This is a genomic window from Limosilactobacillus fastidiosus (assembly GCF_014145505.1).
GTDB classification, from domain to species: Bacteria; Bacillota; Bacilli; order Lactobacillales; family Lactobacillaceae; genus Limosilactobacillus; species Limosilactobacillus fastidiosus.
Map to the genome: position 1 here is coordinate 171,119 of NZ_JACIUZ010000019.1, position 24,972 is coordinate 196,090.

Consider the following 24,972-nt stretch of genomic DNA (forward strand, 5'->3'; position numbering starts at 1 on the left):
ATGAATATTAAGCAGCTTCGTAGTTTCCTCGTAGTCGCCCAAGAACATCAGATAACAGCTGCAGCTAAGTTATTGTATACCACCCAACCACCATTATCATATCAAATTAAACAACTAGAAAAGGAAGTCGGTACTAATCTGTTTACACGTAAACCGTATGGCTTGGAGTTAACCAATGCAGGCAAAAGTTTTTACCGCTATGCCCAACAGATTGTTAGCTTAGCAACGAACGCAGAAGAGGAACTAAAACGTGAAGATAAAGGGACGATGGGGAGTATTCGTCTAGGAATTATTTCATCAGCAGGAAATATTATTCCTAATCCTAAGGTTCGACAGTTTACCCAGTACTATCCAGAGGTCAATATTCAAATTACGGATGCAAATACGTTCTCCTTAATCAATAAGCTTAATAACAACCTGCTTGATCTAGCAATTGTTCGGGCACCGTTTAATATGCAGGGATTAGCCACTAAACAGATTGGCAAAGACAGGATGGTTGCGGTCGCTAACCCGCAGTACTTTGCCTTACCAAAAGGCGAATTAAATTTAAAGGAAATTAGCCAGCAACCGTTGATCCTTTATCGGCGGTTTGAATCGATGTTTAACGAAAGCTTTGCCCAAAATGGGTTACGACCATTTTATGCGGTCAAGTGTGATGATGCTCGGACAGCAATTCACTGGGCTGATCAAGGGATGGGGGTTGCTCTTGTTCCACAATCGATCGGCCAAGTTTTTTCGGATCAGCAGTTACGGTTGGTCAATTATTCGCAATGGAATACTCAAACAATGGTGGTGTGGCGAAAGGACCAGCCAGTAAAGCCAATCGTTGATAAATTTATTCAGGCATTATGAATACGGAGACTATTTCTGCTGCTTTCTTGTTTTAAATGATGGAGGTACTTTTTGCCAACAACACAGAAACATTTTTTACCGAACTTTTTTCATCTTATTGATACACATAATTTTAATATTCGGATTGGGCGCAACCTGTTGATCACCCCAATTGTTAAGGTAACGGATGGCAGCGTAGAGGTCCTCTCCTTCGGGGGTTAATCGGTACTCAACGTGTGGTGGAATGGTGTTAAAGCTTTTTCGGGCCACAATTTCCGCATCACTAGGTTCGCAAAGTTGATCGCTAAGAACCTTGTGAGATGTTCCAAGCTGCCTGACTAGTTCTTCGGTCCGTCGGGGGAGGTTAGCTAGTAGGCAAAGGATCACCGGCTTCCATTTACCGCCAATGATGGAAAACGCGTAATCGGCGCCAGTATTAAACATTTTGGTCAAAAAAAGACCTCTCTTCAGTACTTTCATTATATTATGAAAGAGAGAAGAGGGGTTGGTGAACTATTTAATTAGTTTGAAAACGGCTTCGTCATCAAGGTAGTCTTTTTCACCGGCAGGGGCCTCGATTGAACCAAATGGCATTTCAGCACGAAGTTTCCATGTTTCGGGAAGATCGAATGCTTGGTGAATAGCTTCGTCAATCAGTGGATTATAGTGTTGCAGACTAGCACCAATATTATATTCTGCAAGGGCGGTCCAAACGGCTTGTTGAGCACCCCCAAGGGCCTGTTCTGACCAATCCTTAAAGTTATCAGCATAACTTGGGAATTGTTCCTCTAATTGGTGAACAATTTTGGTGTCAGTAAGAAAAAGAATTGTCCCGTAACCAGCGCGGAACGTTGCGATCTTGTCCTTGGTCTTCTGAAAAGCAGTGGGATCCTTAACAATATTCTGGAGAGTCTCTTCAACGATGTCCCAGACCTTATCGGAATTCTTACCGAAGAGGACGACTGCACGAACAGTTTGACTATTAAAGGCACTTGGTGAATTACGAACCGTAGTTTTAACTAGGTCGAAAATTTCGTCTGGGGATATAGTAATGTTGTCACCAAGGGCATAGATTGAACGACGCTTAGCACTGGTTTCGTTGAATTTTGATTGCATAATAATTCCTCCTTATGATAATTTATTCTTTAAGATTTTACTTACTAATAGTAATCAAATACTGATTAGGATACAAGAAGGGAAAATTTTTTCACCTACTAGAGCGAAGGGAATGGTGTTAATGACAAACCAAACTAGCCAATGCTCAATTGAAAAGACGTTGAAGCAAATATCGGGAAAGTGGAAGAGCGTTATTATTTATATGCTCTTAAAACATCCCGTTTGTCGATTCAGTGAATTACAAAGGTTTATCCCTGACTGTTCGCGGCGGATGCTGGCTTTACAATTGAAAGAATTGGAACAAGATGGTCTGATTACAAAAAAGGTTTATCCGGTTACCCCGCCGAAAACAGAATACTCACTAACTGAACGCGGAAAAGATTTACGGACGGTAGTTGAGGGGATGCAGGAGTGGGGAAAACACTAATTTGGCCAATTTGCTAAAAATTGTTAGGTTATCTTCTGCTTGATAATAAAGTGAATGTTACTTTAGGGGAACTATCTTACGAGAAAACGCTTACTTTTAATAAGCCGATTACTAATTATAATTAAAGGTGAATTAGCGATTGGGAGGAAGATAAAATGACAAAACAAGCTGAACTTGGTGGTGGTCAAAAGGATAGCTAGCTTGGAACTTACCGGAGAGCGGCTGATGTCATTTCTGATCTTGACTATACTATTATTCGTCCCGCTTGGTTAACGAATAAGGATGAAGTTGATTATGAAACAACGGAACGTGGTGAAGCATTCAAGGGGACAGAAGTTTCACGGAAGTCGATTGGTAATTTTGTTGCTAAGATCATTGATGATCCTGCCCCATATGCCCGCAAAGACTTCGGTGGTAAGCCAAATGCTGATGGTGACAAGCCAAGCTGGTATTAATGAAATAAGCACCAATGGGACTAATATCACAGCCCCATTGGTGCTTTTACTTTGGTTGGGATTCATTATCGGTATTGGTAATCTCGCTGGGCCATCTGAAAAAGGACCCGATCATATTTTTGGGTACCATTTGAGAAGTTAGCGGTAAATTTCTCAATTTTACCGCCCTTTTCAATCTTTCCGGTAGATTTTTTGGTAATTAGACCATTGTTGATTATAACTTTATTCCCTTTAATCTTGTAGTATTTCTTGCTGGTAACTTTATTAAGGTATTTGCGATCAATAAGGTAACGATTAATAGTTCTTGGAGCAGCCTTCTCTTCCTTGGTGGAATCCTTATTAACTACTGGCTTACCCGATTGATCGGTATCGGTAACGTTAACGTATGCTGACTTGCCATTAGTTGTGAAGAAGACATACTGGTGGGCGGTTGTGTAACCATTTGAATTGATAAAGGTAACGAGGTAGACATGATTATTTAATGACTTTTGAGTCATTGCTTGAGCAGTTTTGTCCGTGATCGTTAAAGTAATAAAAAGCGTCATGGCAGCGATAATGATTGACAATAAATGCTTCTTCATAGTGAACCTCCTTTGAATAGTTATCTTCATTATAACAGCTTAAATTTATTTAAAGGTGTTATAGAATTGCCCAATTTTAAAGTAAAAAACTGGTTCCTGATGAAGGGATAATGTAAGATTTGGTATAAAAATAACCTAAGTTAAGGAGGCTAACTAAAATGGCAGAAAAAACATTTACTCATAAAGAATTAGCTAAGTTTAATGGTGAGAATGCTCAACCAACATATGTTGCTATTTCGGGTACAATTTATGATATTTCTGGTAAGGATGCCTGGAAGAATGGCAAGCACCATGGTAATGTTGCTGGAAAAGATTTAACCGATGTGCTTTATAACAAGTCTCCACACGGTGATAAGGTATTGAAAGGATTACCGGTTGTTGGTAAGTTAGTATAGCAAAAGTCCTAGAAGGTTAATTATCCTCTAGGACTTTTTTAGGGGAGGTATTCATTTGGCATTAAAGTTACCCCCAGACTTGTCTGGCGATCTCCTTAACGAGATTAATCTTTGCCCACTGTTGTTCCTCGGTTAGGATATTTCCCTCTTCAGTTGATGCAAAGCCACATTGGGGACTTAAGCAAAGGTGATCGATTGGATGGAATTTAGCGGCTTCATTAATGCGGTTAATAATTATTTCTGGATCTTCAAGTTTACCCGTCTTGGAGGTAACGAGACCAAGAACAACATATTTATTATCGGGAACCTTTGCTAATGGTTCAAAACCACCCGCACGTTCGGAATCGTATTCAAGGTAAAAGGCATTAACGTTTTCTTGAGCGAACAAGGTGTCAGCAACGGGACCGTACCCACCAGCGGCAGCCCAAGTAGAATGGTAGTTACCACGACAAATATGGGTGTTGATGGTTAAATCATCAGGTAGCTCTTCAATTGCCTCATTGTTGACATGGAGGAAGCGCTTTTGCAATTCTTTAAGCTGTGAAGTATCTGCGTTTGGATCCTTCTTTTTTAAGTTAGTGAAGTTATTAACAGAAATTCCCCACGTACAGTCGTCTAGTTGTAAAGTTCGGCAGCCAGCAGCGTAAAGGTCTTCGATTACTTGGTGGTAGGCCTTTGCTACGTCGTGGTCAAGATCAGCTAGGTTAGGATAAATTTCTTTAACACTTTCTTGGTTTTCCGGACGAATTAACTCTTCAAGAAATTGTGCAGGTGCTGGAATGGTTTGTTTAACTTGTGTTCCGTGTGAAATATGATCACGGACAAATTTGAAGTAGTTTACAAATGGGTGATTTTCACCACTAATTTTTCCAATGACTTGAGCAGAATCATTCCGCGTTTCTTCATCGTGGAAGAAGTAACCATGTTTAAGATTAACGTGCCGAACACCTTGAAGACCCCAAAAGAAATCAAGATGCCAATAACTTCGACGGAATTCACCATCAGTAACGGCTTTTAATCCGGCTTTTTCTTCCTTATGGATTAAATCGACAATACAGTGGTCTTCTACTTCAGTAAGGTCAGCTTTACTAATCTTTCCTTGAGAAAACTTTGCCCGGGCATCTTTTAGTTCTTGTGGGCGGAGAAAACTACCGACAATATCATAGCGGAATGGTGAAGTTGTACGAGTTGTAAATTGAGTTATGTTAAATTCATCCTTTCTTGGTTTAGATAAGTTCAGGAGATGAGAGCAAATAAAAACGTCCCTAGGAAAAAGCAGTTGAACTTCTCCTAGGGACGTTAAATTCATTATTCAGAATTAACGTGTTACCACCCTAATTTAACCAGGCCTCACAACCTGATCCTTAATAGGTACACTCGAAAGTAAACCTAGACGTTTTATCGGTCGTCAATCGTGAACGACTAACTAAGAATTAGCTCATCGTTCTTTAAAGCTCTAAGACCATCTTCGCCTAAGTCTGTCAGGTTGCTTCTCATCTAATGCAACTCTCTGTGCTGATTTTCTAAGACTACTCATCTTTTCAAAGCAATTTGTAAATTTGATTGTCAATATATTAGAATATTCTCATTTTAATGTCAATAGAATATTTATTTTATTTGAAAAATAAGTTTAACAATGTCATTAATAATTGGTTAATTGCTTGATGTATTAAATAATGAATTGTAAAAAAATGGTTGACAATTTTTAGCAGTCGAATTATATTAAAATACAATTAAAAATAAATTATAGAACACGTTGATAAGAAGAGTAATTAAAGCTTATGTTTGCAGAGAGTTCCTGGTTGGTGAGAAGGGATAACAAAACCTTAATGAAAATCACTTTGAGTGCCAGGATGAAGTTAGTGATCTGTGGTGGGAGTAGCCCATTATCGCTACCGTGTTTAACAGTTAATGTTGAACATTTGAGGTTAGTGGTGTGAGCTGCTAACGAATTAAAGGGTGGTAACGCGCGACAGCGTCCTTAGATTAGTTAAATAATCTAAGGACGCTTTTTAATTAATAGGTGGAATCTTATCAACAAAACTTGCGTATTCGAGAAAAGGAGTTGCATAATTATGAAGTTTACAGTTGTTGGTGCCGGAGCAATGGGGCTTCGTTTTGGTGTATTACTACAAGAAGCAGGTAACGAAGTAGATTTTGTGGAAGGTTGGCAACCACATTATGAACAACTGAAAAAGCAAGGTGGCGTTTACGTTACTCGTGAACGCCAAAATAAACACCTTGTTCCAGTTAATGTTTATACACCCGAAGAATATACAGCTACTGATGCGGATTTTGTGTTCTTTGAATTAAAACAAATGTAGCTGGCTGAGATGTTGAAACGGTGTCAACACTTCTTTAAGGACCAATATGTTTTAACTGCAATGAACGGGATGGGACATATTGAAAAATTGCTGAAATATTTCTCTAAGGAAAAATTAGTTGCAGGGACAGCACTGGTTGCAACAATTTTAACGGGTCCGGGAGAAGTTGAATTTGTAGGTAAACCAGGAGTGGGGACGACTAATTGGGCAAATTATACTGAGAAGCCAGATGAAAAGACTAACCAATTAATGGAACAATTAGAGAAAGCTAACTTTAATCCATCATTAAAAGAAAATTTTATGGGAACTTTAATGGCAAAGGTGGTTTTTAATTCTGTTGTGAATACGCTATGTACGATGTTTGAAATTACAATGGGGGAGTATGCTTCTTTTGATAAGGCAAATGAATTATCCCGTCAATTAATTGATGAGGCATATGACATTTGTGAACGTGCTGGTGTGCAATTAGTTAATAGTCGGGAAAAAGAATTAGAAAGCATCAATTATGTTTCAAAGGTTGGTAATCCCCACCATTACCCATCAATGTATCAGGATATGAGTCATAATCGACCAGTAGAAGTAGATTATATCAATGGCTATTTCGTTAAGCTTGGTCGAAAATATCACTATGAGGCTAAGACGCATAATTTCGTAACTAACTTGGTTCACCTTGCCGAACACACGCGGAGTCAACGCTAATAGGAATTATAAAAAATGGTAAACATTTTATATTTATTGAAAATGCAGTAATGAGAAGACAAAATTAGTGAGTAAAAAAGATAATGTTACTGATATTCAAACGATCAATCACCAGGATACCATTCATCTAGGTTACGTGACGGTAAACGGATCTACATTGTCCCTGTCCATTTTTCCTATTAAGTAAAGTAACGATCAGTACACTTTTTATTTTCATGGTGAACCACACGAGTGTCGTTATAAATTAATTCAAAAGACACATGTGCGACCTTTGAATTAAATAGTTGTCAACAACTACATCGAGGAGTTAAGATTGCCTCTAATTAGTCGGCGAGTTATCAAAGTGTTCTCGAGGAAGGAGAGGTATCCCTGCTCGAAACATGAGAAAAAGTTTCATTAAAATTAATGATGAATGATTGTACGGGGACAACTAACTTTGTTTTTCCAGAAGATCATTCAAAATATGTCCAGGTTTATAGGTTGTCAGCAACTAACTTATCTTACCGGATCCATACACCACATTAGCAGAGGAATAAAATAAATAGTAACATGATTACTATTACTCATAAAAACGAATAGCACAGTACGAAATGGCCTTCAGTACTCGATAAAGCCGAACTGAAGGCTTTATCGAGTACTTCTTAAAGGCTAACTACGTGGCAATATAAAGCTAGGTTTTGAACGTACAAAAAAGCTCTATCATGCAGATTTACCCGACGATAGAGCTCTTTTTCTTATTCTTCTTTTGTAAAGTTAAATTCATCCGCATGACGAAGTGAGTAGCAGAAGTAAATAATAAGGCCAAGGGCAATCCAGACGAGGTATGTCAACCAGGCAGTAATTGAAATGCTGACAAGGAGGACGATGCAAATGATAATTGAAAGCACTGGGATCGTTTTACCAAATGGTACCTTGAAAGGACGGTTGAGTTCTGGGTAACGCAACCGGAGAATAATAACAATTAGAGAAATTAAGGCAAAAACCATTAGTGAACCGATATTAGCGATTAGTGCTAAGTAGTGGAGGTTAAATTCTCCCGCTAAAATAGCAGAGAAAATCCCAACTAACCAGATTGCTCGATTAGGACTTTGTGTTTTAGCATTTACTTTAGCGAGTTTCTTAGGAAGAAAGGCACTCCGACTCATTGATTTAAGAATATTAGAACCAGCATAAATAAAGGCAAAAACGACGGCCATAATCCCTAAGACTGCCCCCAGTGAAACAACTTCAGCTACAAAGCTGTGCCCCTTAACGATTAAGACATAGGACATAGCTTCTGAAACATTTAATTTGGTGTAGGAAACCACCCCAGTCATCACAAGACTAACAAGAATGTAGAGGGTTGTGGAAATTACTAAACATAAAATTATTGCCCGGGGAATATTTTTATCGACGTCTTTTGCATCTTCAGCCGAGGTTGCTAATGCATCAAAGCCGAGGAAGGAGAAGAAGACGGCGGAGGCACCAGTGAAGATTCCCTTATAACCGTATGGGAGGAAGGGGTGCCAATTACTTGCATTAACGTGAGGAACGCTAACAATAATGAATAAGAGGATAATAAAAATTTTGACCCCAACAAGGAAGTTGTTAATCAACTTGCTCTCACTCGTCCCCCGGGTTAAGATAATTGTCATTAAAAAGATCATCAGAACGGCAGGAAGGTTAACATAGCCACCGGCAGCTGGGGTAACTAAGAAGCGATGAGGAAGGTTGAAACCAAGAACTTCCAGAAATGATTGAACGTAACCAGTCCAACCATTAGCAACTGTCGCCGTAGTGGTAACGTAAACTCCAATAAGTGTCCAGCCAGCCAAAAATGCAACAAACTTACCAATGGATACCCATGCATAGAAAAACGCACTTCCAGAATTAGGTAAACTGGTTGTTAGTTCCGAATAACAGAGGCCAATTAATCCACTAGCTAATGCGGCAATTAAAAAGGAGAAAACAATTGCGGGGCCAGAATCTTCCGCGGCAACAATTCCAGTTAACACTAGAATTCCCGTACCAATAATTGCGCCGATACCTAAAATGGAAAGGTCAAAGAGACCGAGAGTTTTCTCATGTTCTTTACCCTTTGGTAACTGATTTTGCATAATGATGATTCCTTTCAAAAAATACAGAAAACTGAACCTTAATTTTACATTAAAAAATGCTGTGAAGCAAATTGATGTCCTTTGTAACCGCTTGCTTTGGATGCGATTTATAAAGAATTACTTTTATCATTTTATAGTTAGAGTTACGTATTTATCCTTTTTATCATAAAATAGGGAGGAAGACTTAAAAAGAAAGTGGATGGGATTAATGGCATTGCATAAATTAGTAGTAATTTCTCTTGATTCGATGGGCTTTCGTGATCTTAATGAGCTCCGTGAGTTTGTTCCCCACCTTGATCAATTAATAAAAAGAGGAACCTGGGTTAAACGAGTTAAGGGGATCTTTCCAACATTGACTTACCCCTCACATACCTCAATTATCACTGGTCAATATCCGGCAATTCATGGCATTGTAAATAACACTAAACTCCAACCACGGCGAAAGTCGCCTGATTGGTATTGGTACCGGAAAGATATTAAAGTAATGCCACTTTATGATGTTGCTCACCAATCTGGATTGACGACGGCGGCCTTCTTATGGCCCGTTACTGCTGGAAGTAAAATTGACTATAACTTAGCAGAAATCTTTCCTAACCGGATTTGGACAAACCAAGTGTTAGTTTCACTTAAGGCTAGTTCGCCACTATTTCTTTATAAGATGAATCATCGCTATGGAAAATTGCGGCGGGGAATTAAGCAACCGTGGCTTGATGACTTTGTAACTGCATGTGCGGTAGATACAATCAAAAATAAGCGTCCCGATTTAACACTAATTCACTTAGTTGATATGGATAGTATGCGTCACCGCAATGGGGTCCGTTCGCCACAAGCTAAAGCCGCTCTTCAACGCCTGGATAGTCGTGTAGCAAAAATTATTCAGGCAAGCCGAGATGCGGGAACGTACAGTGATACGGATTTTGTAATTCTTGGGGATCACTACCAGATTAATGTTGAGAAAATGATCCACCTTAACGTGGTATTTGCAGAACATGGGTTACTAACCCCAATTAAAGGAAAAACAACTTACAAGGATAATTGGCAAGTCACTGCTAAGACCTGTGATGGTGAAACGTATGTCTATGCTAAGGACTATGTTAACCTCAGCAAGTTAAAGCAGTTAATCGCTGGTGTTGAGGGAGTAGAACGAATTTATGATGGAGCGGAAGCAGTAAAACTAGGTGCTGATCCTCGATGTGCGTTTCTTGTTGAAGCTAAACCTGGTTACTACTTCACAGATGAAGTTAATCGACCGGCAGTTGTTGAAAAAGTTGATCCTAATTCACTGGGAACTCATGATCGCTATCGTGCTGTTCATGGTTATGGTCCTAACCAACCAAATTACTTCACGACAGCTATCTTTGCGGGACCAAGTATTAATCAAGGGAAAACGGTGGAGACAGCCCATTTGGTTGATGAGGGGCCGACATTTGCAAAAATATTAGGACTCCATTATCCAGCCCCGACAGCAGGGCGGGTAATTCCAGGAGTGATTAAGAAGTGGGGTTAATTGTTTGAAATTTACTAAGCAACAATGGCAATGGATCTTTTATGACTGGGCTAATTCGGGTTATGGAATTTTAGTGGTAACCGCTGTTCTTCCAGTTTATTTCAAGGCAGTTGCAGGTGAAAGTGGTATTAATGCAGCCAATTCGACGGCACTTTGGGGGTATGCAAATAGTTTTGGGACGCTGGTTATTTCTTTGATGGCGCCATTACTCGGGGCATTAGCGGATTACCCAAACTCAAAACGACGCTGGTTAAATTTTTTTACCTGGATCGGAATTATAATGACGTTTGCCCTAGCAGTAATTCCACCAAAGCAGTGGGGATTATTGCTGCTTATTTACGTTTTTTCAATTATTGGTTACTCTGGTGGAAACCTGTTTTATGACGGCTTTCTTACGGATGTTGCTGATGATCAGCAGATGGATGCAGTTTCGACTACTGGTTACGGAATGGGCTATCTTGGTGGTGTGATTGTATTTATTATTTTCCTCGTTGCACAAGTGTCTGGTGGCTTTAATTGCCTTCTCAGCAGTTACGGGATTGCTAAATTTAGTTTTATCCTGGCGGCAATTTGGTGGGTCATTTTTGCATGGCCATTGTTAAGGTACGGCCACCAAAACCACAATGTTCAGGCAGTTACTGATCCAGTAATGGATAGTTTTCATCGTTTAGGAAGAACGCTTCACCACATAAAACGGTATCGAAAGATTTCCTGGTTTCTTGTGGCCTATTTCTTTTATATTGATGGCGTTGATACTATTTTTACAATGGCAACCGCGATCGGAAAAGATTTAGGAATCGAAACGACCATGTTAATGCTGGTATTGCTTATGGTTCAATTAATTGCGTTTCCCTTTTCGATCTTATACGGGTTCCTAGCGCAAAAGACATCTAACCGGTTAGCGATTTTATTAGGAATCATTGTTTACTTGTTTATTTGTTTAGATGCATTACATTTAAAATCATTAGCTGATTTTTGGGTTCTTGCAGTGTTAGTAGGGACAAGTCAAGGAGGACTTCAAGCATTAAGTCGCTCTTATTTTGGTCAACTAATTCCTAAAAACTCAAGCAGCGAATTTTTTGGCTTTTATAATATTCTGGGTAAATTTTCCGCGATTCTTGGACCGGTAATCGTAGGTTTTGTAACCCAATTAACAGGAAAGTCAACTGTGGGAGCAGCCTCATTGAGTATTCTCTTTTTGATTGGTTTGGTTATTTTTCTGCTCCTTCCACGGTTAACCAGAGAAAGTGGTAATTAGAATGGTAGATATTGAGGGGGATACCGTTTAAAGACGAAAATCATATTGATATTAAGCGGTGCTAGTGGCAGGAAATTTAAAGCATAAAAAAGGTCAGTGAATTTTTCACTGACCTTCTTTTTATGCTTAATATAGAAACTTACTTTTCGCGTGAGTATGATGCAATATCAGCAAGAATTTCGTTCATAAATGAATCTTGGCTCATTTCGTTTTGTTCCTTTTCACCGTACTTCCGTACAGAAACACCATTGTTGTTCTTTTCTTCGTCGCCGACAACAAGAGTATATGGAACCTTTTGAGTTTGAGCTTCACGAATCTTGTAACCCATCTTTTCATTCCGGTGGTCTACAACGACACGGATGTTAGCAGCCTTGAACTTCTTAGCAAGTTCATCAGCGTATTCACCGTGAGCATCTTCGTTAACGGGGATGATGTGAACTTGTTCAGGAGCTAACCAGGTAGGGAAGGCACCCTTGTAAATTTCAGTAAGGTAAGCAATGAACCGTTCCATGGTACCAACAACACCACGGTGAATCATAACTGGCATGTGTTCTTGGCCATCGTTACCAACGTAGGTTAGGCCAAACCGTTCTGGGAGCATGAAGTCTAATTGGATGGTTGACATTGTTTCGTCGTTTCCTAAAGCAGTCTTAGTTTGAATATCAAGCTTTGGACCGTAGAATGCAGCTTCACCTTCTGCTTCGTAGTAGTCAAGGTTTAAGTCGTCCATGGCAGCCTTCAACATTGATTGAGACTTTTCCCACATTTCATCGTTAGCGTAGTACTTCTTGGTGTTCTTTGGATCACGAAGAGAAAGACGGAAACTGTAATCAGTAATATCAAAGTCCTTATAAACGCTCATGATTAACTTCAAAATCTTAGCGAATTCTGAACGAATTTGGTCAAGAGCAACGAATGTGTGACCGTCGTTCAATGTCATTTCACGAACCCGTTGAAGGCCGGAAAGGGCACCAGACTTTTCATAACGGTGCATCATTCCAAGTTCAGCAATCCGCAATGGAAGGTCACGGTAGGAACGAATGTGGTGCTTAAATACTTGGATGTGACTTGGGCAGTTCATTGGCCGTAATTCAAGCATTTCACCATCACCCATGTCCATTGGTGGGAACATGTCATCGCGGTAGTGTTCCCAGTGACCAGAAGTCTTGTAGGCGTCCAGGTTCATCAAAACTGGAGTGTAAACGTGCTTGTAGCCATCAGCAACTTCACGGTCAATGATGTAACGTTCAATTGTCCGACGAATAGTAGCACCCTTTGGCATCCAGTATGGTAAACCGGCACCAACCTTAGGATCAACAAAGAAAAGGTCAAGTTGGTTACCGATAACCCGGTGGTCACGTTCCTTAGCTTCTTGACGCTTCTTTAAATCATCTTCTAGGGCATCCTTCTTGAAGAAAACAGTTCCGTAAATCCGTTGAAGCATTGGGTTAGAAGACATTCCCTTCCAGTAAGCCCCAGCAACGGAAAGAAGACGAAGGTTCTTAACCACGTCACCGTAAACGAGGATATCGGCATCAGCAATAGCTTTAACATCGCCAAGTTGGTACATTGCAACTTTACCATCCTTAGCACTTTCCTTAATCAATTCACTTGAATAAGGATCAGCTTCAACTTCAGCAAGGGCATCTTCAAGAGTAACTTCAACAAATTCAACCTTTGCATCGTTTTTTGCAAGACCCTTGATAATATCTTCAAGAGCTGGTAATTCATCAGCAGAAACTTGTTGGTTATCCTTGTCAGAATCAACGTGGAAGCCGTCTTCATCGGCAACAGCTTCACCAAGACGAATTCCCTTAAATTCTTGCTTTAAAGCAGCTTTCAACATTAATGCGGAAAGCTTTCGTAATGCTTGTAAACTTTCTTTTGAATCACGATCGATCTTCTTAACTGATCCATCTGGTGACATAACAGCGACTTGAGCCATAAAAAATCTCTCCTTCTTTGTAAATAAACAAAAAACGTCCCTAACGCTATAAAAGTTAAATAGCGTTAGGGACGTCAATTATTTCATAATTAGCGTGGTTCCACCCATCTTCAGGACGTACTAATAGCGTCCTCTCTAAGGTGTATTAACGGACACGACCCGACTCCCCTTATTTCGGTGAGTGATGAGTAAAGGTGGTACAACAAAAGTTAGATCCTCAACGATGCTTCCAGCCTTGGCATCGACTCCCTGGTAGAGGGTAACTAAAGTGCATATCCTTTAATTGCCTATGATTATATCACTGGGAGAGCGGAGCGCAACCCCCTTTTAAAAAAGTTTTTAGTGGTTAGGACTTGCCGAAGTTGCAGGTGTAGGAGCAGAATGGCCGCTGTTGGTAGCTCCACTATTACTGTTATTATTTTGGCTATTGCCAGAATTACTTGGTTGCTGATGATTATCGCTACTATTGTTATTATTTTGGCTTGGTTGTTGAGCGCTTATTTGGTTATCATTTGTACTGCCATTACCATCGTTAGTTTGGGACTGTCCCTGGCTACTGTGCTGTGTTCGTGAACTGCCACCATTGTTTCCGGTTGAGTACGAGAAGGAGTAGGTATCCTGGTTATCGTCATCGGTTGAACTAGAAGAGTGATGACTTTTATGGTGCTTCTTTTTATGGGATGATGATTTACTACTAGTAGAAACAGTGGTGTCATTAGTATCAGTATTAACAGGGTCACGTTGCTTAATTAAAAATACGATGATCATAATAACGAGAATTACTAATAAAATTGCGAGAAGAATTTTAAAAAGACGATTCTTACCGTTAAAGTGAGGCATCTTTAGCTTCTTTATTCCCTTGTTAAGGTGAGAACGGCGATTATTATTTGAGTCATAAAGTTGAACACGGGTTGGGCGTTCATTATTATTTTGGTTATTCAATGATTTCACCTCAGAATTAAGGATGAGATTTATATTTCAAAGATACATTATAACATTTAACCGAGTAATCAGCTGAATTAGCATCATTTGAAATCAAAAAATTAGGAGCTGGGGATAAAAACTCCAGCTCCTAATTATATCTTTACTTTTATTTAGGGAGGAAAAGATATAAGAGTTATCTTATACTTCCTAATATATAGATAAAATTTGAAGAAATTATGAGTTAAAGATAAAAGAATCTTTAATCTTCAGCGAGATCTTTATGATTACCTGTCATCTTTTCTTCTTTTTGGCCGAATCCACGACCTTCAGCGGCAAAGCGCTTGTCACCACGATATAATTCAACACATGTCCAAGCCAAGAGAGCAAGGATAATGATGATAGTGATGTAAGCTAATACGTCTGAAGTATCTTTTGACCAAATATTGAAATCTTCATAAGTTGAAGGCAGGTTGTAAAGATTTAAGAATGTTAATGCAATAACTGAAATCCAACCACAAACCTTAACCCATAAACGGTTACGGAATTCACCCATTTCAACTTCACTGTTAGTCATCATTAGTAGCGGCAACATTGAGAACGGAAGAGCAAATGCCAAGAAGACCTGTGAATTTTCCATCAAAAGGTTCAAAGCAGTGTGTTGTTGAATAGTTGATTCACCAGAAGTCATACCAACACAGATCAGAACAGGGATAACTGAAATGATTCGGGTAACAAGACGACGTGCCCAAAGAGGCATTTTCATGTGAACGAACCCTTCCATAATTACTTGGCCAGTTAAGGTACCGGTAATGGTTGAATTTTGACCAGAAGCAAGTAAGGCAACAGCAAACAGTGTTGAAAGTACACCAGATTTAGCTACTGCAATGAGAATTGGGTTACTAAGCATTGAAGTGTTGTTCAAAGCAGCATAAAGGCCAAAGAATGAACTATCTTGAACTGCACCAGTTTTAAAGACGGCAACCCCCATAATTAATAGTAAGGCGTTAACGATGAAGGCCAAGGACAATTGAATGTTAGAGTCCCAAGTTGTAAACCGAACCGTTTGACGAATACTATCCAAGTCGTTGTGATCGATTTGACGAGTTTGTGAAATTGCGGAGTGAAGGTACAAGTTGTGTGGCATAACGGTTGCACCAATGATACCTAAAGACCCACTTAATGGAGTAATTCCACCAATTTCCGGTGACTTTGCAATTGCCTTAGTAGAAGGTAGTAAAGCCGTTAAAGCAGCACCCCAGTTAGGATGAGATAATGCAACTTGATAAGCAAAAACAAATAGAATAACTAAAATCAAGCAAGCAACAATTGCTTCAATCTTCCGGAAACCAATCTTTGTTAATAAGAGCAATACAAGGACATCAAGAACAGTAATAAATACTGATGGAATCAACGGAATATGGAATAGTAAGTTAAGGGCGATTGCGGCACCAATAACTTCGGCAATATCAGTTGCCATGATTGCAAATTCAGTCATAATCCAGAGAATAACACCTAATGCTTTACCGGTACGGGCCCGTGTTGCCTGGGCCAAGTCCATTTGACTCACGATTCCGAGTTTAGCCGCCATGTATTGAAGTAACATCGCAATCAAACTTGAAATCAAGATAGTAGTCATTAAGGTGTATTGGAAACTCTGACCACCAGTGATTGAAGTAGCCCAGTTACCGGGATCCATGTAACCCACAGCAACTAATGCACCAGGACCAGAATAAGCGAATAATGTTCGCCAAAAACCTTTGCCATGTGGAACCTTAACAGTCCCGTTAATCTCTTCAAGAGACTTACCGTTAGCATATTCAATTAAATGATGCTTACGGTGTTGATTTTTTGTGTTGTCCACGCCAAATCCACCTTTCATCTTTTTTTGTTAACACAAATTGAACAGATCGGTTAACTTAAATTGATTACTTTTTTAGGTTAACATAAAAAATAATGTATGACAATGGAAGATTGCTGATTTGACGGGCTTTATTAAGGGGGGAGAGACCACAAAGATAAATTTTGGTTGGCTTAGTAAGGATCAAACCGCTTTCAAAAAAGAAAATAAAATTTAAATTAATAAAAATAATTAATTCCTTCTAAGATAACGGTAGATTGTGAGAGACTCATAAAAGATATAGTAAATTTATGTTAACCGGTTGACAGCGAAACGCTTATTCCCTTATAATCAAACGCGTAAGATAAAAGAAGTATTTCACAAGCGAGGTATTTATTAAAATGAAAGCTCTTGTATTAACTGCTGTTAAAAACTTAGAAGTTAAAGATGTTGACATGCCTGAAATTAAGCCTGACGAAGTGTTAGTTCACACTGCTTATGCAGGAATTTGTGGTACTGACCACGCACTTTACGCTGGATTGCCAGGTTCTGCAGATGCTGTTCCACCAATTGTTTTAGGACACGAAAACTCAGGTGTTGTTGCCAAAGTTGGCTCAGAAGTTACTAATGTAAAAGTTGGAGATCGTGTTTCTGTTGACCCTAACATTTACTGTGGTGAATGTAAGTACTGCCGGACTTCACGTCCAGAATTGTGTGAACACCTTGATGCAGTTGGTGTTACCCGTGATGGCGGCTTTGAAGATTACTTCACTGCTCCTGCTAAGGTTGTTTACCCAATTCCTGATAGTCTTTCATTGAAGGCCGCAGCCGTTACTGAACCACTTTCATGTGCTGTCCACGGTGTTGATCTACTTACTCTTCACCCATACCAGAAAGCTTTGGTTATCGGTGATGGTTTCATGGGTCAACTGTTTGTACAAACTCTCTTAGCACAAGGTGTTAAAGAAGTTACTCTGAGCGGTCTTTCTGAAGATAAGTTGAAGTTAAACCACGATAAGTTTGGTGCTAAGACCATCAACACTGCTAAGGGCGAAGAAATCCCTCGTGATACTTACGACATCGTTATCGAAGCCGTTGGTCGTCCACAAACACAAGAACAAGCTGTTGAAGCAGCTGCTCGTGGTGGTCAAGTATTGATGTTTGGTGTGGGTAACCCAGATGATAAGTTCTCCATTAACAGTTACGAAGTCTTCCAAAAGCAACTAACTATTCAAGGGGCTTTCATTAACCCTTACTGCTTCGAAGACGCCATTGCGTTGATGGGTTCAGGTAAGGTGGACGTATTGCCATTGCTTTCACATGAATTTGATTTTAAGGACGTTGATGACTTCGTTAACGGTCGAATTAAGGGTGTTTCTAAGGCTGTAGTTAAGGTAGCTGGTGAAGAAGCTTAATTAGAACTTTATTTAGGGACTGGAAATTCTAATCCAGTCTCTTTTTTATAGTTTTCGTTGACACGGTGTCACTTCAAGCTATAAGATAGGACTAATCATGATGACATGATGTTACCAAGGAGGCGTTGAACAGTGCCTAGTACAACATATCAGCATTTACCAAAAGAAAAACAATTAAAAATTGAGGCAGCCCTTTTAAAGGAATTTAGCAGCTATAGTCTTGCAGACGCTCAAGTAGCAAGGATTGTAAAGGACGTTGGCATCGCACGGGGAGCATTTTATAAGTACTTTGAAAATATTCAGGCGGCATATATTTACCTTTATCAACAGGCAGTTCTTGAGATTCATACTGGAATTGTTGGTAGGCAAAAACTATCAGCAAAAGACTATTATCAGCAGGTTTCTTTATTTGTAAACGTTGTGAATGGGAGCAAGTATCATGAAATGATGAAACTTCACTTTGAAATCAATGAACAACTTGTCAAGATTGCTGATAACCGTAACTTGAGGCCCAAGAGTGCTAGTGAGTGGGCGATTATGATTTTGAGTCATGAAACAATTCGCGAATGCTTAGAAAAGCCCAGTCAATCTGTAAAACTTTTGAAGCGTTACTATCAAGCAGTTATTCCACTAACCAAGGAGGAAAAATAAATGTTCTTAGCGATTAAGGAAATCATTCATGAAAAACTACGCTATGGTTTGATTTTAGCGATGTTTGTCTTAATCAGTTACTTGATAATGATTTTAATGGGACTAATGCTGGGACTAGCTAATGAAAATACCGCGGCAATAAAGAATTGGGATACTAAAACCGTGTTTTTAAACAAAAATAGTAACGATAATCTTAGCCAATCATTAATTAACCGCGAACAAATAAAAAAGTTTAAGGCTAAAGATACAGCTTTAATCGGTGTGACCCCCGTAGTAATGAAGACAGATGATCGAGAAGAGCATAAACAAACTGTCCAATTTGTTGGTTTGAATAGGGAACAGTATATTTATCAAAAGAAATTGAACCTGGTGAGTGGCCATCGTCCACAAAATAACAGGGAAGTAGTTGTGGATGAAAGTTTACAAGATCAAGGTTACCGTTTAGGGCAAAAGATCACACTTAATTCTTCAAAGAATTATCGTATTGTTGGTTTTGGTCGCAGAGCTAAATTAAATATTTCTCCTGTAGTTTATGGAAGTTTAGACGACTGGCGAAGTCTAAAGGGAATTAACGACAATATTGTGGCTAGTGGAGTTATTAGTAATCAAAAGCTTTCTACAAGTGCTTTCCCCCAACTGCAACGTTATTCAGTCCAAAAATTTATTGACAAATTACCAGGATACACTGCTCAGAATACGACTTTCATCTTTATGATTAGCTTTTTGATGGTAATTTCATTGATTATCATTGCGGTCTTTCTGTATATTTTAACAATGCAAAAGATGAGTCATTTTGCTGTTCTACGAGCTCAAGGAGTTCCAGCCAAGCACTTAGTTAAGGCAACGATGGCTCAGGCGTTAATTCTGGTAGTAGTTGGTTATATCGGAGGTGTAATTTTAACGGAACTAACTTCACTATTATTACCGACTGCCGTGCCAATCTTAATGAATTGGCCATTAATCAGCTTACTTGCAGTAGTGATGGTGATCTTAGGGTTAGTTGGAGCGCTATTACCAGTAAGATTAATTCTGAAAATTGATCCGGCTAAAGCACTCGGTTAGGAGGTAGAAATGACGATAGCAATTAAACTAGAAAATGTAAATAAGTCCTTTGGTAAGGGGGTTGGTAAGGTTCACGTATTAAAGGACGTTAACTTTGTGGCAGATCTTGGAGAATTATGCTTAGTCTTAGGTCCATCGGGATCGGGAAAAAGTACTTTTCTAACAATCGCGGGTGGCTTACAAACTCCCGATAGCGGAAAAGTAATTGTTGATGGTCAAGATTTCATGAGTCTATCGAATAAGGAGCGAGATCAGTTTCGGTTAAATAAAATCGGCTTTGTTCTTCAATCATATAACTTACTCCCATACCTAAATATTGCTGACCAATTTAAGTTAGTCCAACAGGTGAAGAAGGAGGGGAACTTAGAGCCAAAGGAATTTCATGAACTACTAGAAGAACTTGGAATTGAGAAATTATTAAAACAATACCCGGCTGAATTATCTGGGGGACAAAATCAACGGGTGGCGATTGCTCGAGCATTGTATACTGAACCACAAATTGTCTTAGCCGATGAGCCAACATCAGCTTTAGATAGTGACAGGGTCGAATTGGTTGGGAGATTATTGAAAAAATTAGCGGTTAAGCGGAATAAAGCTGTGATTGTAGTAACTCATGATCTTCGCTTACGACAATTTGCTGATAAAATTTATCAATTAGAGGATGGAAAATTAAAGCAAGAGGAACCTAAATAATAATTTCCCGGGGAATGTTAATAAGATTTAGTCTAGATCACTTTTGGAAATTATAAAAAGACTTAAATCTTGATATAATTATTTATAATAAGCGTTTAGATAGAAATTAGGAGGAAATCATGGCCTTTCTAGAATTAAAGGACATTTACAAGTCATACTACCTAGACAAACAAGTATTTCCAGTTCTGAAGGGAATTAGTCTTTCCTTTGAACGAGGTGAATTTGTTTCAATCCTGGGGGAGTCAGGTGGCGGAAAGTCAACCTTAATGAACATTATCGGCGGACTTGACCGTAAATTTAGTGGGAAGGTAATCGTTAACGGGAAGATAATCGACCACAGTAAAGAAAAACAATTGGATAATTACCGACGGTCGACCGTTGGTTATATTTATCAATCGTATAACCTGATTTCACATTTAACGGTTCTCGATAATGTTCTAATTGCTCTTGATATGACAACTTTGGACAAGAATGCTCGACGAAAGCGTGCCCTAGAGTTACTTGAACGAGTTGGCTTAGCCGATCAAGTTAATAAGCATCCTAACCACTTGTCTGGGGGACAAAAGCAAAGGGTAGCAATTGCCCGAGCACTTGCTAGTGATCCACAATTAATTATTGCTGATGAACCAACCGGGGCACTGGATTCCGAAAATACTAAGGAAATATTGAATCTCTTAGATGATATTGCCAGGGACGGAAAATTAGTGATTGCTGTTACCCATTCGCAAGAAGTAGCGGATCACGGTACCCGGATTATTCACCTTGCTGACGGTAAGATTGATGGTGATAAGCGGATCCGCCCAGCTTATCCAATTCCGGTTGATCCACAACGACTTCAATCACGCGTCCTTCCAGCACTAGCCAGTTACCGGACTGCATTTAAACACTTAATATATAATTTCTGGCGGAATTCGCTAATCATGCTTGGTACTGCAATCGGGATCTTTGCAGTCCTTCTGTTTAGTGGATTAGGAAATGGGGTAAATGGTTATATGCAGGACCAGATCAACTCATTGGCAAACCCACGTAGTATGACTATCTTAAAGAATACAAGTGGGAAAAAGATGACGCAGGATCAACTACAAATGTCTGCTCAAAATATGATGGCTGATCCCCAATCAATGTTTATTAAGCAGAGTGAAATTGACCGTGTAAAGAAGATTGCGGGAGTTTCTTCAGTTGAAAAGGGATATATGTTACCGAGTTACCGGCTATCATATAATAACCTTCAACAGAGTGGGACCTCATTAGAGAGTTGGACCGATTCAACAACTACTCGGGGAATTACCAAGGGTCATAAACCAGAAAATAACGAAATTGTTCTTACTAAGCAACAGGCTATCCAATTAAGCAGTGCTAAGAACTATAAACAATTAATTGGTAAAATCGTTCAAATTAATTTTAACTGGGTTGATAATGCGGGTAAACCGATTCAAGCTCAAGGTAAAGTCAAAGTATCTGGGATCTCGAATGGTACTAGTGTTCGAACGTCACTTAATTCCGCAACATTGGTTAGAATGCTCCGGGAAGCAAATGGTAGTGTTCAGCCAAACTTCCTCTCAGTAAATGTTAAGGACCTTAGTCAGGTACAAACTGTTGCTGACAAGATTAGTAACTTGCGTAATAGTCAGCATAAACGGATCCTTGGAGCGATGACAGTTGGCTCAATTTTGAAAACTGTTAATACTTATGTTAAATTAGCGTCAACTCTTCTGGCCGCAATTGCCGGAATTTCCTTATTAGTTTCTGCTTTGATGATTATTGTGACAATGTATATGTCAGTTTCAGAACGAACTAAGGAAATTGGAATATTACGAGCGCTCGGAGAACGTAAGAAAGATATTCGACGATTATTTACGTCTGAATCAATGTTTATTGGATTCTTCTCAGCGATTCTTGCCTTAATAATTGTCTTCTTTGTGACATTAGCGATAAATCATGGCTTTTACCACTTAATCAAGTACAACATTATTCAAATTACTTTTGGTAATATAGTCTTTGCATTTGTAGTAGCGTTAATCATCTCGTTCCTAGCTGCGCTATTGCCAGCTCGGCGGGCAGCTAACTTAAACCCGATTGATGCACTTGCTGCTGATTAAATACAGAATAAAAATTAGCGACCGATACTTTAGGCTTTTTCATCCTAAGTAGTGGTCGCTTTTTATATTTAATAAAATGACTACCTTACAGTAGTTAATTGAAAAATATTTTTTAATGGTATTATCGATGAATTATCTGTTTTGCGTGTGAAAGAACGTCTGCAATTAATGTCATTACTTGTGGATCTTCAAGACGATAAAAAATGGCCTTGCCATCACGCTTTTGCCCAACAAGATTAAACTTGCGAAGCAACTGTAATTGATGGGATACGCCTGATTGTTCCCAGTTCATTCGTTCACTAATCTCTGTAACACTCATTGAATCTTGAATTAAGAGATATAGTAATTGAAGCCGTTTGGGATTACCGAGTAACTTAAACAGCTGACTAATCTCCTCAATATCAGAAAAGGTTCTCCCCGTTTGACTAATCATGTAATCACCCTTCTTACTATCTAAACAAGACCAAAACATATCAAGTATATAATACTATTATATAACAAAAAATGCTTAAATATGATTGCTTTATCATACTTAAGCATTTTGGTTTAATGATTTAGTTATTAATTAGAGGATAATGCGTTGCCCAACAATAATTTGGTTAGGATTAGAAATATTATTTAACCGTGCCAATGTTTGGTAACTCATCCCGTAACGAGCAGCGATCGCAGAAAGTGAGTCGCCGGCCTTAACAGTGTAAGAACCGTTATTATTTGATGAAGGGGTTACATAACGACGTGTGTTGGTATTACTATTAGCACCTAGGTTAAGGGTTTGGCCAACATAAATACGGTTAGGGTTGGAAATATTGTTCAACTGTGCCAATGTTTCATAACTCATCCCGTAATGGGCAGCAATTGTTGAAAGTGAGTCGCCGGCCTTAACGATATAAGAGCCGTTGGCGGAAGAAGTGGTGGTAACACGCTGTTGTTTAACAACATTTGATGAAGTTGTTCCAGCGCTTAACTTTAGTACTTGACCAACATAAATATGGTTAGGGTTAGAAATATTGTTTAGCCGTGCCAATGCTTCGTAACTAGTCCCGTAGCGGGTAGCAATTGCAGAAAGCGAGTCACCAGCCTTAACGGTGTAGTTTCCAGCTGGAGTACTACTGGTTACTTGGCGACTTGAAGTTGAAGGAGTAGAGTTAGCACTTAATTTCAATACCTGACCAACATAAATGCGGTTAGGGTTAGAAATATTATTTAAACTTACTAATGATTCGTAACTTGTACCGAACTTATTTGCGATGCCGGAAAGAGTGTCACCGGATTGAACTGTGTAAGTTCCCTTAGCGTTAGAAGTGGTTGAGCCAGGGTTACTATTGCTACTTGAAGTGTTGTTACTACTTTGTGAACTTACCTCTTGCCGGACGAGAAGGTGTTGACCAACATAGATTCGGTTAGGATTATTAATGTCATTTAATGAAGCTAAGTGGTTAACAGTAGTACTAAACCGGTTAGCAATTCCAGAAAGGGTATCCCCAAACTGAACAGTGTAGTAACCAGTAGTACTTACGTTTGAATTGCCACTGTTATAGCTACTATTATCCCCATTATTATTCTTGTTCGTGACAACTTTTCCGGAAAGGGCAACTGAATCGAGTTGGGTTAAGTTGTAGGTCCGAACCAGGCTAATTAGTGAATTTGCATATCGTGGGTCAGTAGCGTAACCATCTTGGTGAAGTTTATTGGCAACTGAAACATAATTAGTATCACCAAGAAGGTTTCGGTAACGACTATTAACGGTTAAGAATCGACCGTGGTCCTTAACAGATTCAGAGTTGTTAGGATATGCCCGGAAGTTAGCATTAACCATTACAGAACGACCACCATAAACTTCACGAGTTGGCATAACTACGGAATTACCGTTATAGGATCCCTTAATTCCGAATAAGTTATGAGCGTTAGTAGAAAGAGTTGACCGTCCCCAACTACTTTCCAGAATTGCTTGGGCAACTGTAATGGATGGAAGAACGCGGTATTGGTTCCAGCCATCGATTGCTCCTTGAGCGACACTTTCAATAAATTGTTGTGAATGGGCATTATTACTAAAGTGAAGGGAATTTAAATCAACTGAAGAGGCCGGTGCTTGAGCTGCATAAGCGGCAGTAGTAGTTGCTGAAGCAGTAGTCGTCTGTGGGGCAACTGAAGAACTAGCAACACTAGCTGGTACTGAACTGGCAGATGATGCGCTAACAGCCGAAGTAGCAGCACTAGCTACCTTGCTATTTGATACAGCAATAATTGCTGAGGCATTAACAGCACTACTATTGCTGGAAGCACTCTGACTAGAGGTGGAATCAGCTGGAAAATTGCTGGTACTATTACTGTTGGAATTAGTGGTTACTTCAGTGGCATTACTATTTGGTTGAGTTTCATCGGCATGAGCTACAGCACCTGTTGCGGTTAACAAGGTAACGGCAGTTAAACCGGCGAACATCCACTTTCGACCGCTCTTATACATTTTGTAGTGCGTTGTCGAATTTGATAGTTCTGAACGATTCATTATCTTGACTCCTCTTAGATGAATTTCTTGAAAAATTTATTAACTAATCGAACAATAATTAAAAGATAACAAAAAAGTAAAATTGTTAAGAAGTTATTAAGATTTCAAACTAAATCCAAAATAGCATTATTAGTTTAAAAGAGCAAGTGAT

At 39.2% G+C, this 24,972-nt stretch carries 19 protein-coding genes, 3 pseudogenes and 1 other annotated feature; of the genes and pseudogenes, 12 read left to right on the forward strand and 10 right to left on the reverse strand.

Annotated elements, in window-relative coordinates; genetic code table 11:
* Complete coding sequence (locus H5R64_RS01880; protein ID WP_182582627.1) at window positions 1-852, forward strand: LysR family transcriptional regulator; 852 nt, start codon at window positions 1-3, stop codon at window positions 850-852.
* Here the strand turns inward: H5R64_RS01880 and H5R64_RS01885 are convergent.
* Both H5R64_RS01885 and H5R64_RS01890 read right to left on the reverse strand, forming a co-directional pair.
* Window positions 840-1,311, reverse strand: a pseudogene (locus H5R64_RS01885) (winged helix-turn-helix transcriptional regulator). The gene H5R64_RS01880 and the pseudogene H5R64_RS01885 sit on opposite strands and share 13 nt — an antisense overlap.
* A gap of 33 nt (window positions 1,312-1,344) precedes the next feature.
* Window positions 1,345-1,947: a nitroreductase family protein gene (locus H5R64_RS01890; protein ID WP_182580384.1), complete on the reverse strand. Its 603-nt coding sequence runs from the start codon at window positions 1,945-1,947 to the stop codon at window positions 1,345-1,347.
* A gap of 121 nt (window positions 1,948-2,068) precedes the next feature.
* Between H5R64_RS01890 and H5R64_RS01895 the strand changes: the two genes are divergently transcribed.
* Both H5R64_RS01895 and H5R64_RS01900 read left to right on the forward strand, forming a co-directional pair.
* The gene (locus H5R64_RS01895; RefSeq protein WP_182580382.1) at window positions 2,069-2,374 is read left to right on the forward strand and encodes a winged helix-turn-helix transcriptional regulator; all 306 of its coding nucleotides are present in this window, start codon (window positions 2,069-2,071) and stop codon (window positions 2,372-2,374) included.
* Window positions 2,375-2,547: 173 nt separating this feature from the next.
* Window positions 2,548-2,829 (forward strand): annotated as a pseudogene (locus H5R64_RS01900) (NAD(P)H-binding protein); the annotation flags it as partial.
* Between the two features lie 65 nt (window positions 2,830-2,894).
* On the opposite strand, the gene H5R64_RS01905 reads toward H5R64_RS01900, so the two are convergent.
* Window positions 2,895-3,410: a hypothetical protein gene (locus H5R64_RS01905; RefSeq protein ID WP_182580380.1), complete on the reverse strand. Its 516-nt coding sequence runs from the start codon at window positions 3,408-3,410 to the stop codon at window positions 2,895-2,897.
* Window positions 3,411-3,568: 158 nt separating this feature from the next.
* On the opposite strand from H5R64_RS01905, the gene H5R64_RS01910 reads away from it, so the two are divergent.
* Window positions 3,569-3,805, forward strand: a complete 237-nt coding sequence (locus H5R64_RS01910; protein ID WP_182580378.1) for a cytochrome b5 domain-containing protein — start codon at window positions 3,569-3,571, stop codon at window positions 3,803-3,805.
* A gap of 67 nt (window positions 3,806-3,872) precedes the next feature.
* Here the strand turns inward: H5R64_RS01910 and H5R64_RS01915 are convergent, their stop codons facing one another.
* The gene (locus H5R64_RS01915) at window positions 3,873-5,009 is read right to left on the reverse strand and encodes a 5-methyltetrahydropteroyltriglutamate--homocysteine S-methyltransferase (RefSeq protein ID WP_182580376.1); all 1,137 of its coding nucleotides are present in this window, start codon (window positions 5,007-5,009) and stop codon (window positions 3,873-3,875) included.
* A 543-nt stretch (window positions 5,010-5,552) separates the two neighbouring features.
* Window positions 5,553-5,791 (forward strand) — a binding site (T-box leader).
* Between the two features lie 89 nt (window positions 5,792-5,880).
* Between H5R64_RS01915 and H5R64_RS01920 the strand changes: the two are divergent.
* Window positions 5,881-6,828, forward strand: a pseudogene (locus H5R64_RS01920) (ketopantoate reductase family protein).
* Between the two features lie 734 nt (window positions 6,829-7,562).
* Here H5R64_RS01920 and H5R64_RS01925 read toward each other — a convergent pair.
* Window positions 7,563-8,924 (reverse strand): APC family permease, encoded by a 1,362-nt coding sequence (locus H5R64_RS01925; RefSeq protein WP_182580373.1) that lies wholly within the window; start codon window positions 8,922-8,924, stop codon window positions 7,563-7,565.
* Window positions 8,925-9,132: 208 nt separating this feature from the next.
* Here H5R64_RS01925 and H5R64_RS01930 point away from each other — a divergent pair, with 208 nt between their 5' ends.
* Both H5R64_RS01930 and H5R64_RS01935 read left to right on the forward strand, forming a co-directional pair.
* Window positions 9,133-10,431 (forward strand): alkaline phosphatase family protein, encoded by a 1,299-nt coding sequence (locus H5R64_RS01930; protein WP_182580371.1) that lies wholly within the window; start codon window positions 9,133-9,135, stop codon window positions 10,429-10,431.
* A 4-nt stretch (window positions 10,432-10,435) separates the two neighbouring features.
* Complete coding sequence (locus H5R64_RS01935) at window positions 10,436-11,689, forward strand: MFS transporter (protein ID WP_182580369.1); 1,254 nt, start codon at window positions 10,436-10,438, stop codon at window positions 11,687-11,689.
* A 139-nt stretch (window positions 11,690-11,828) separates the two neighbouring features.
* On the opposite strand, the gene thrS is transcribed toward H5R64_RS01935, so the two are convergent.
* The 3 genes from thrS to H5R64_RS01950 form a co-directional block, all read right to left on the reverse strand.
* A complete protein-coding gene (gene thrS / locus H5R64_RS01940) occupies window positions 11,829-13,634 on the reverse strand; it encodes a threonine--tRNA ligase (protein WP_182580368.1) in 1,806 nt (601 codons plus the stop codon).
* A 339-nt stretch (window positions 13,635-13,973) separates the two neighbouring features.
* Window positions 13,974-14,576, reverse strand: a complete 603-nt coding sequence (locus H5R64_RS01945; RefSeq protein WP_182580366.1) for a hypothetical protein — start codon at window positions 14,574-14,576, stop codon at window positions 13,974-13,976.
* Window positions 14,577-14,817: 241 nt separating this feature from the next.
* A complete protein-coding gene (locus H5R64_RS01950) occupies window positions 14,818-16,437 on the reverse strand; it encodes an Nramp family divalent metal transporter (RefSeq protein WP_182580364.1) in 1,620 nt (539 codons plus the stop codon).
* Window positions 16,438-16,796: 359 nt separating this feature from the next.
* Here H5R64_RS01950 and H5R64_RS01955 point away from each other — a divergent pair, with 359 nt between their 5' ends.
* From H5R64_RS01955 to H5R64_RS01975, 5 genes are all read left to right on the forward strand, one after another.
* Window positions 16,797-17,810, forward strand: coding sequence for a zinc-dependent alcohol dehydrogenase family protein (locus H5R64_RS01955; protein ID WP_182580362.1), 1,014 nt, complete (start codon window positions 16,797-16,799; stop codon window positions 17,808-17,810).
* A 132-nt stretch (window positions 17,811-17,942) separates the two neighbouring features.
* Complete coding sequence (locus H5R64_RS01960; RefSeq protein ID WP_182580360.1) at window positions 17,943-18,461, forward strand: TetR/AcrR family transcriptional regulator; 519 nt, start codon at window positions 17,943-17,945, stop codon at window positions 18,459-18,461.
* On the forward strand, window positions 18,462-19,523 hold the full coding sequence (locus H5R64_RS01965) for an ABC transporter permease (protein ID WP_182580358.1): 1,062 nt from the start codon (window positions 18,462-18,464) through the stop codon (window positions 19,521-19,523). It abuts the gene before it with no gap.
* A 9-nt stretch (window positions 19,524-19,532) separates the two neighbouring features.
* On the forward strand, window positions 19,533-20,216 hold the full coding sequence (locus H5R64_RS01970) for an ABC transporter ATP-binding protein (RefSeq protein WP_182580356.1): 684 nt from the start codon (window positions 19,533-19,535) through the stop codon (window positions 20,214-20,216).
* 119 nt (window positions 20,217-20,335) lie between these two features.
* Window positions 20,336-22,315, forward strand: a complete 1,980-nt coding sequence (locus H5R64_RS01975; RefSeq protein ID WP_182580354.1) for an ABC transporter ATP-binding protein/permease — start codon at window positions 20,336-20,338, stop codon at window positions 22,313-22,315.
* 121 nt (window positions 22,316-22,436) lie between these two features.
* Here H5R64_RS01975 and H5R64_RS01980 read toward each other — a convergent pair whose 3' ends face one another.
* Both H5R64_RS01980 and H5R64_RS01985 read right to left on the reverse strand, forming a co-directional pair.
* Window positions 22,437-22,748 carry an ArsR/SmtB family transcription factor gene (locus H5R64_RS01980; protein WP_182580352.1) on the reverse strand — a complete coding sequence of 104 codons (312 nt, stop codon included), beginning with the start codon at window positions 22,746-22,748 and terminating at the stop codon, window positions 22,437-22,439.
* Window positions 22,749-22,880: 132 nt separating this feature from the next.
* Complete coding sequence (locus H5R64_RS01985; RefSeq protein ID WP_182582628.1) at window positions 22,881-24,821, reverse strand: LysM peptidoglycan-binding domain-containing protein; 1,941 nt, start codon at window positions 24,819-24,821, stop codon at window positions 22,881-22,883.
* Window positions 24,822-24,972 lie beyond the last annotated feature (151 nt).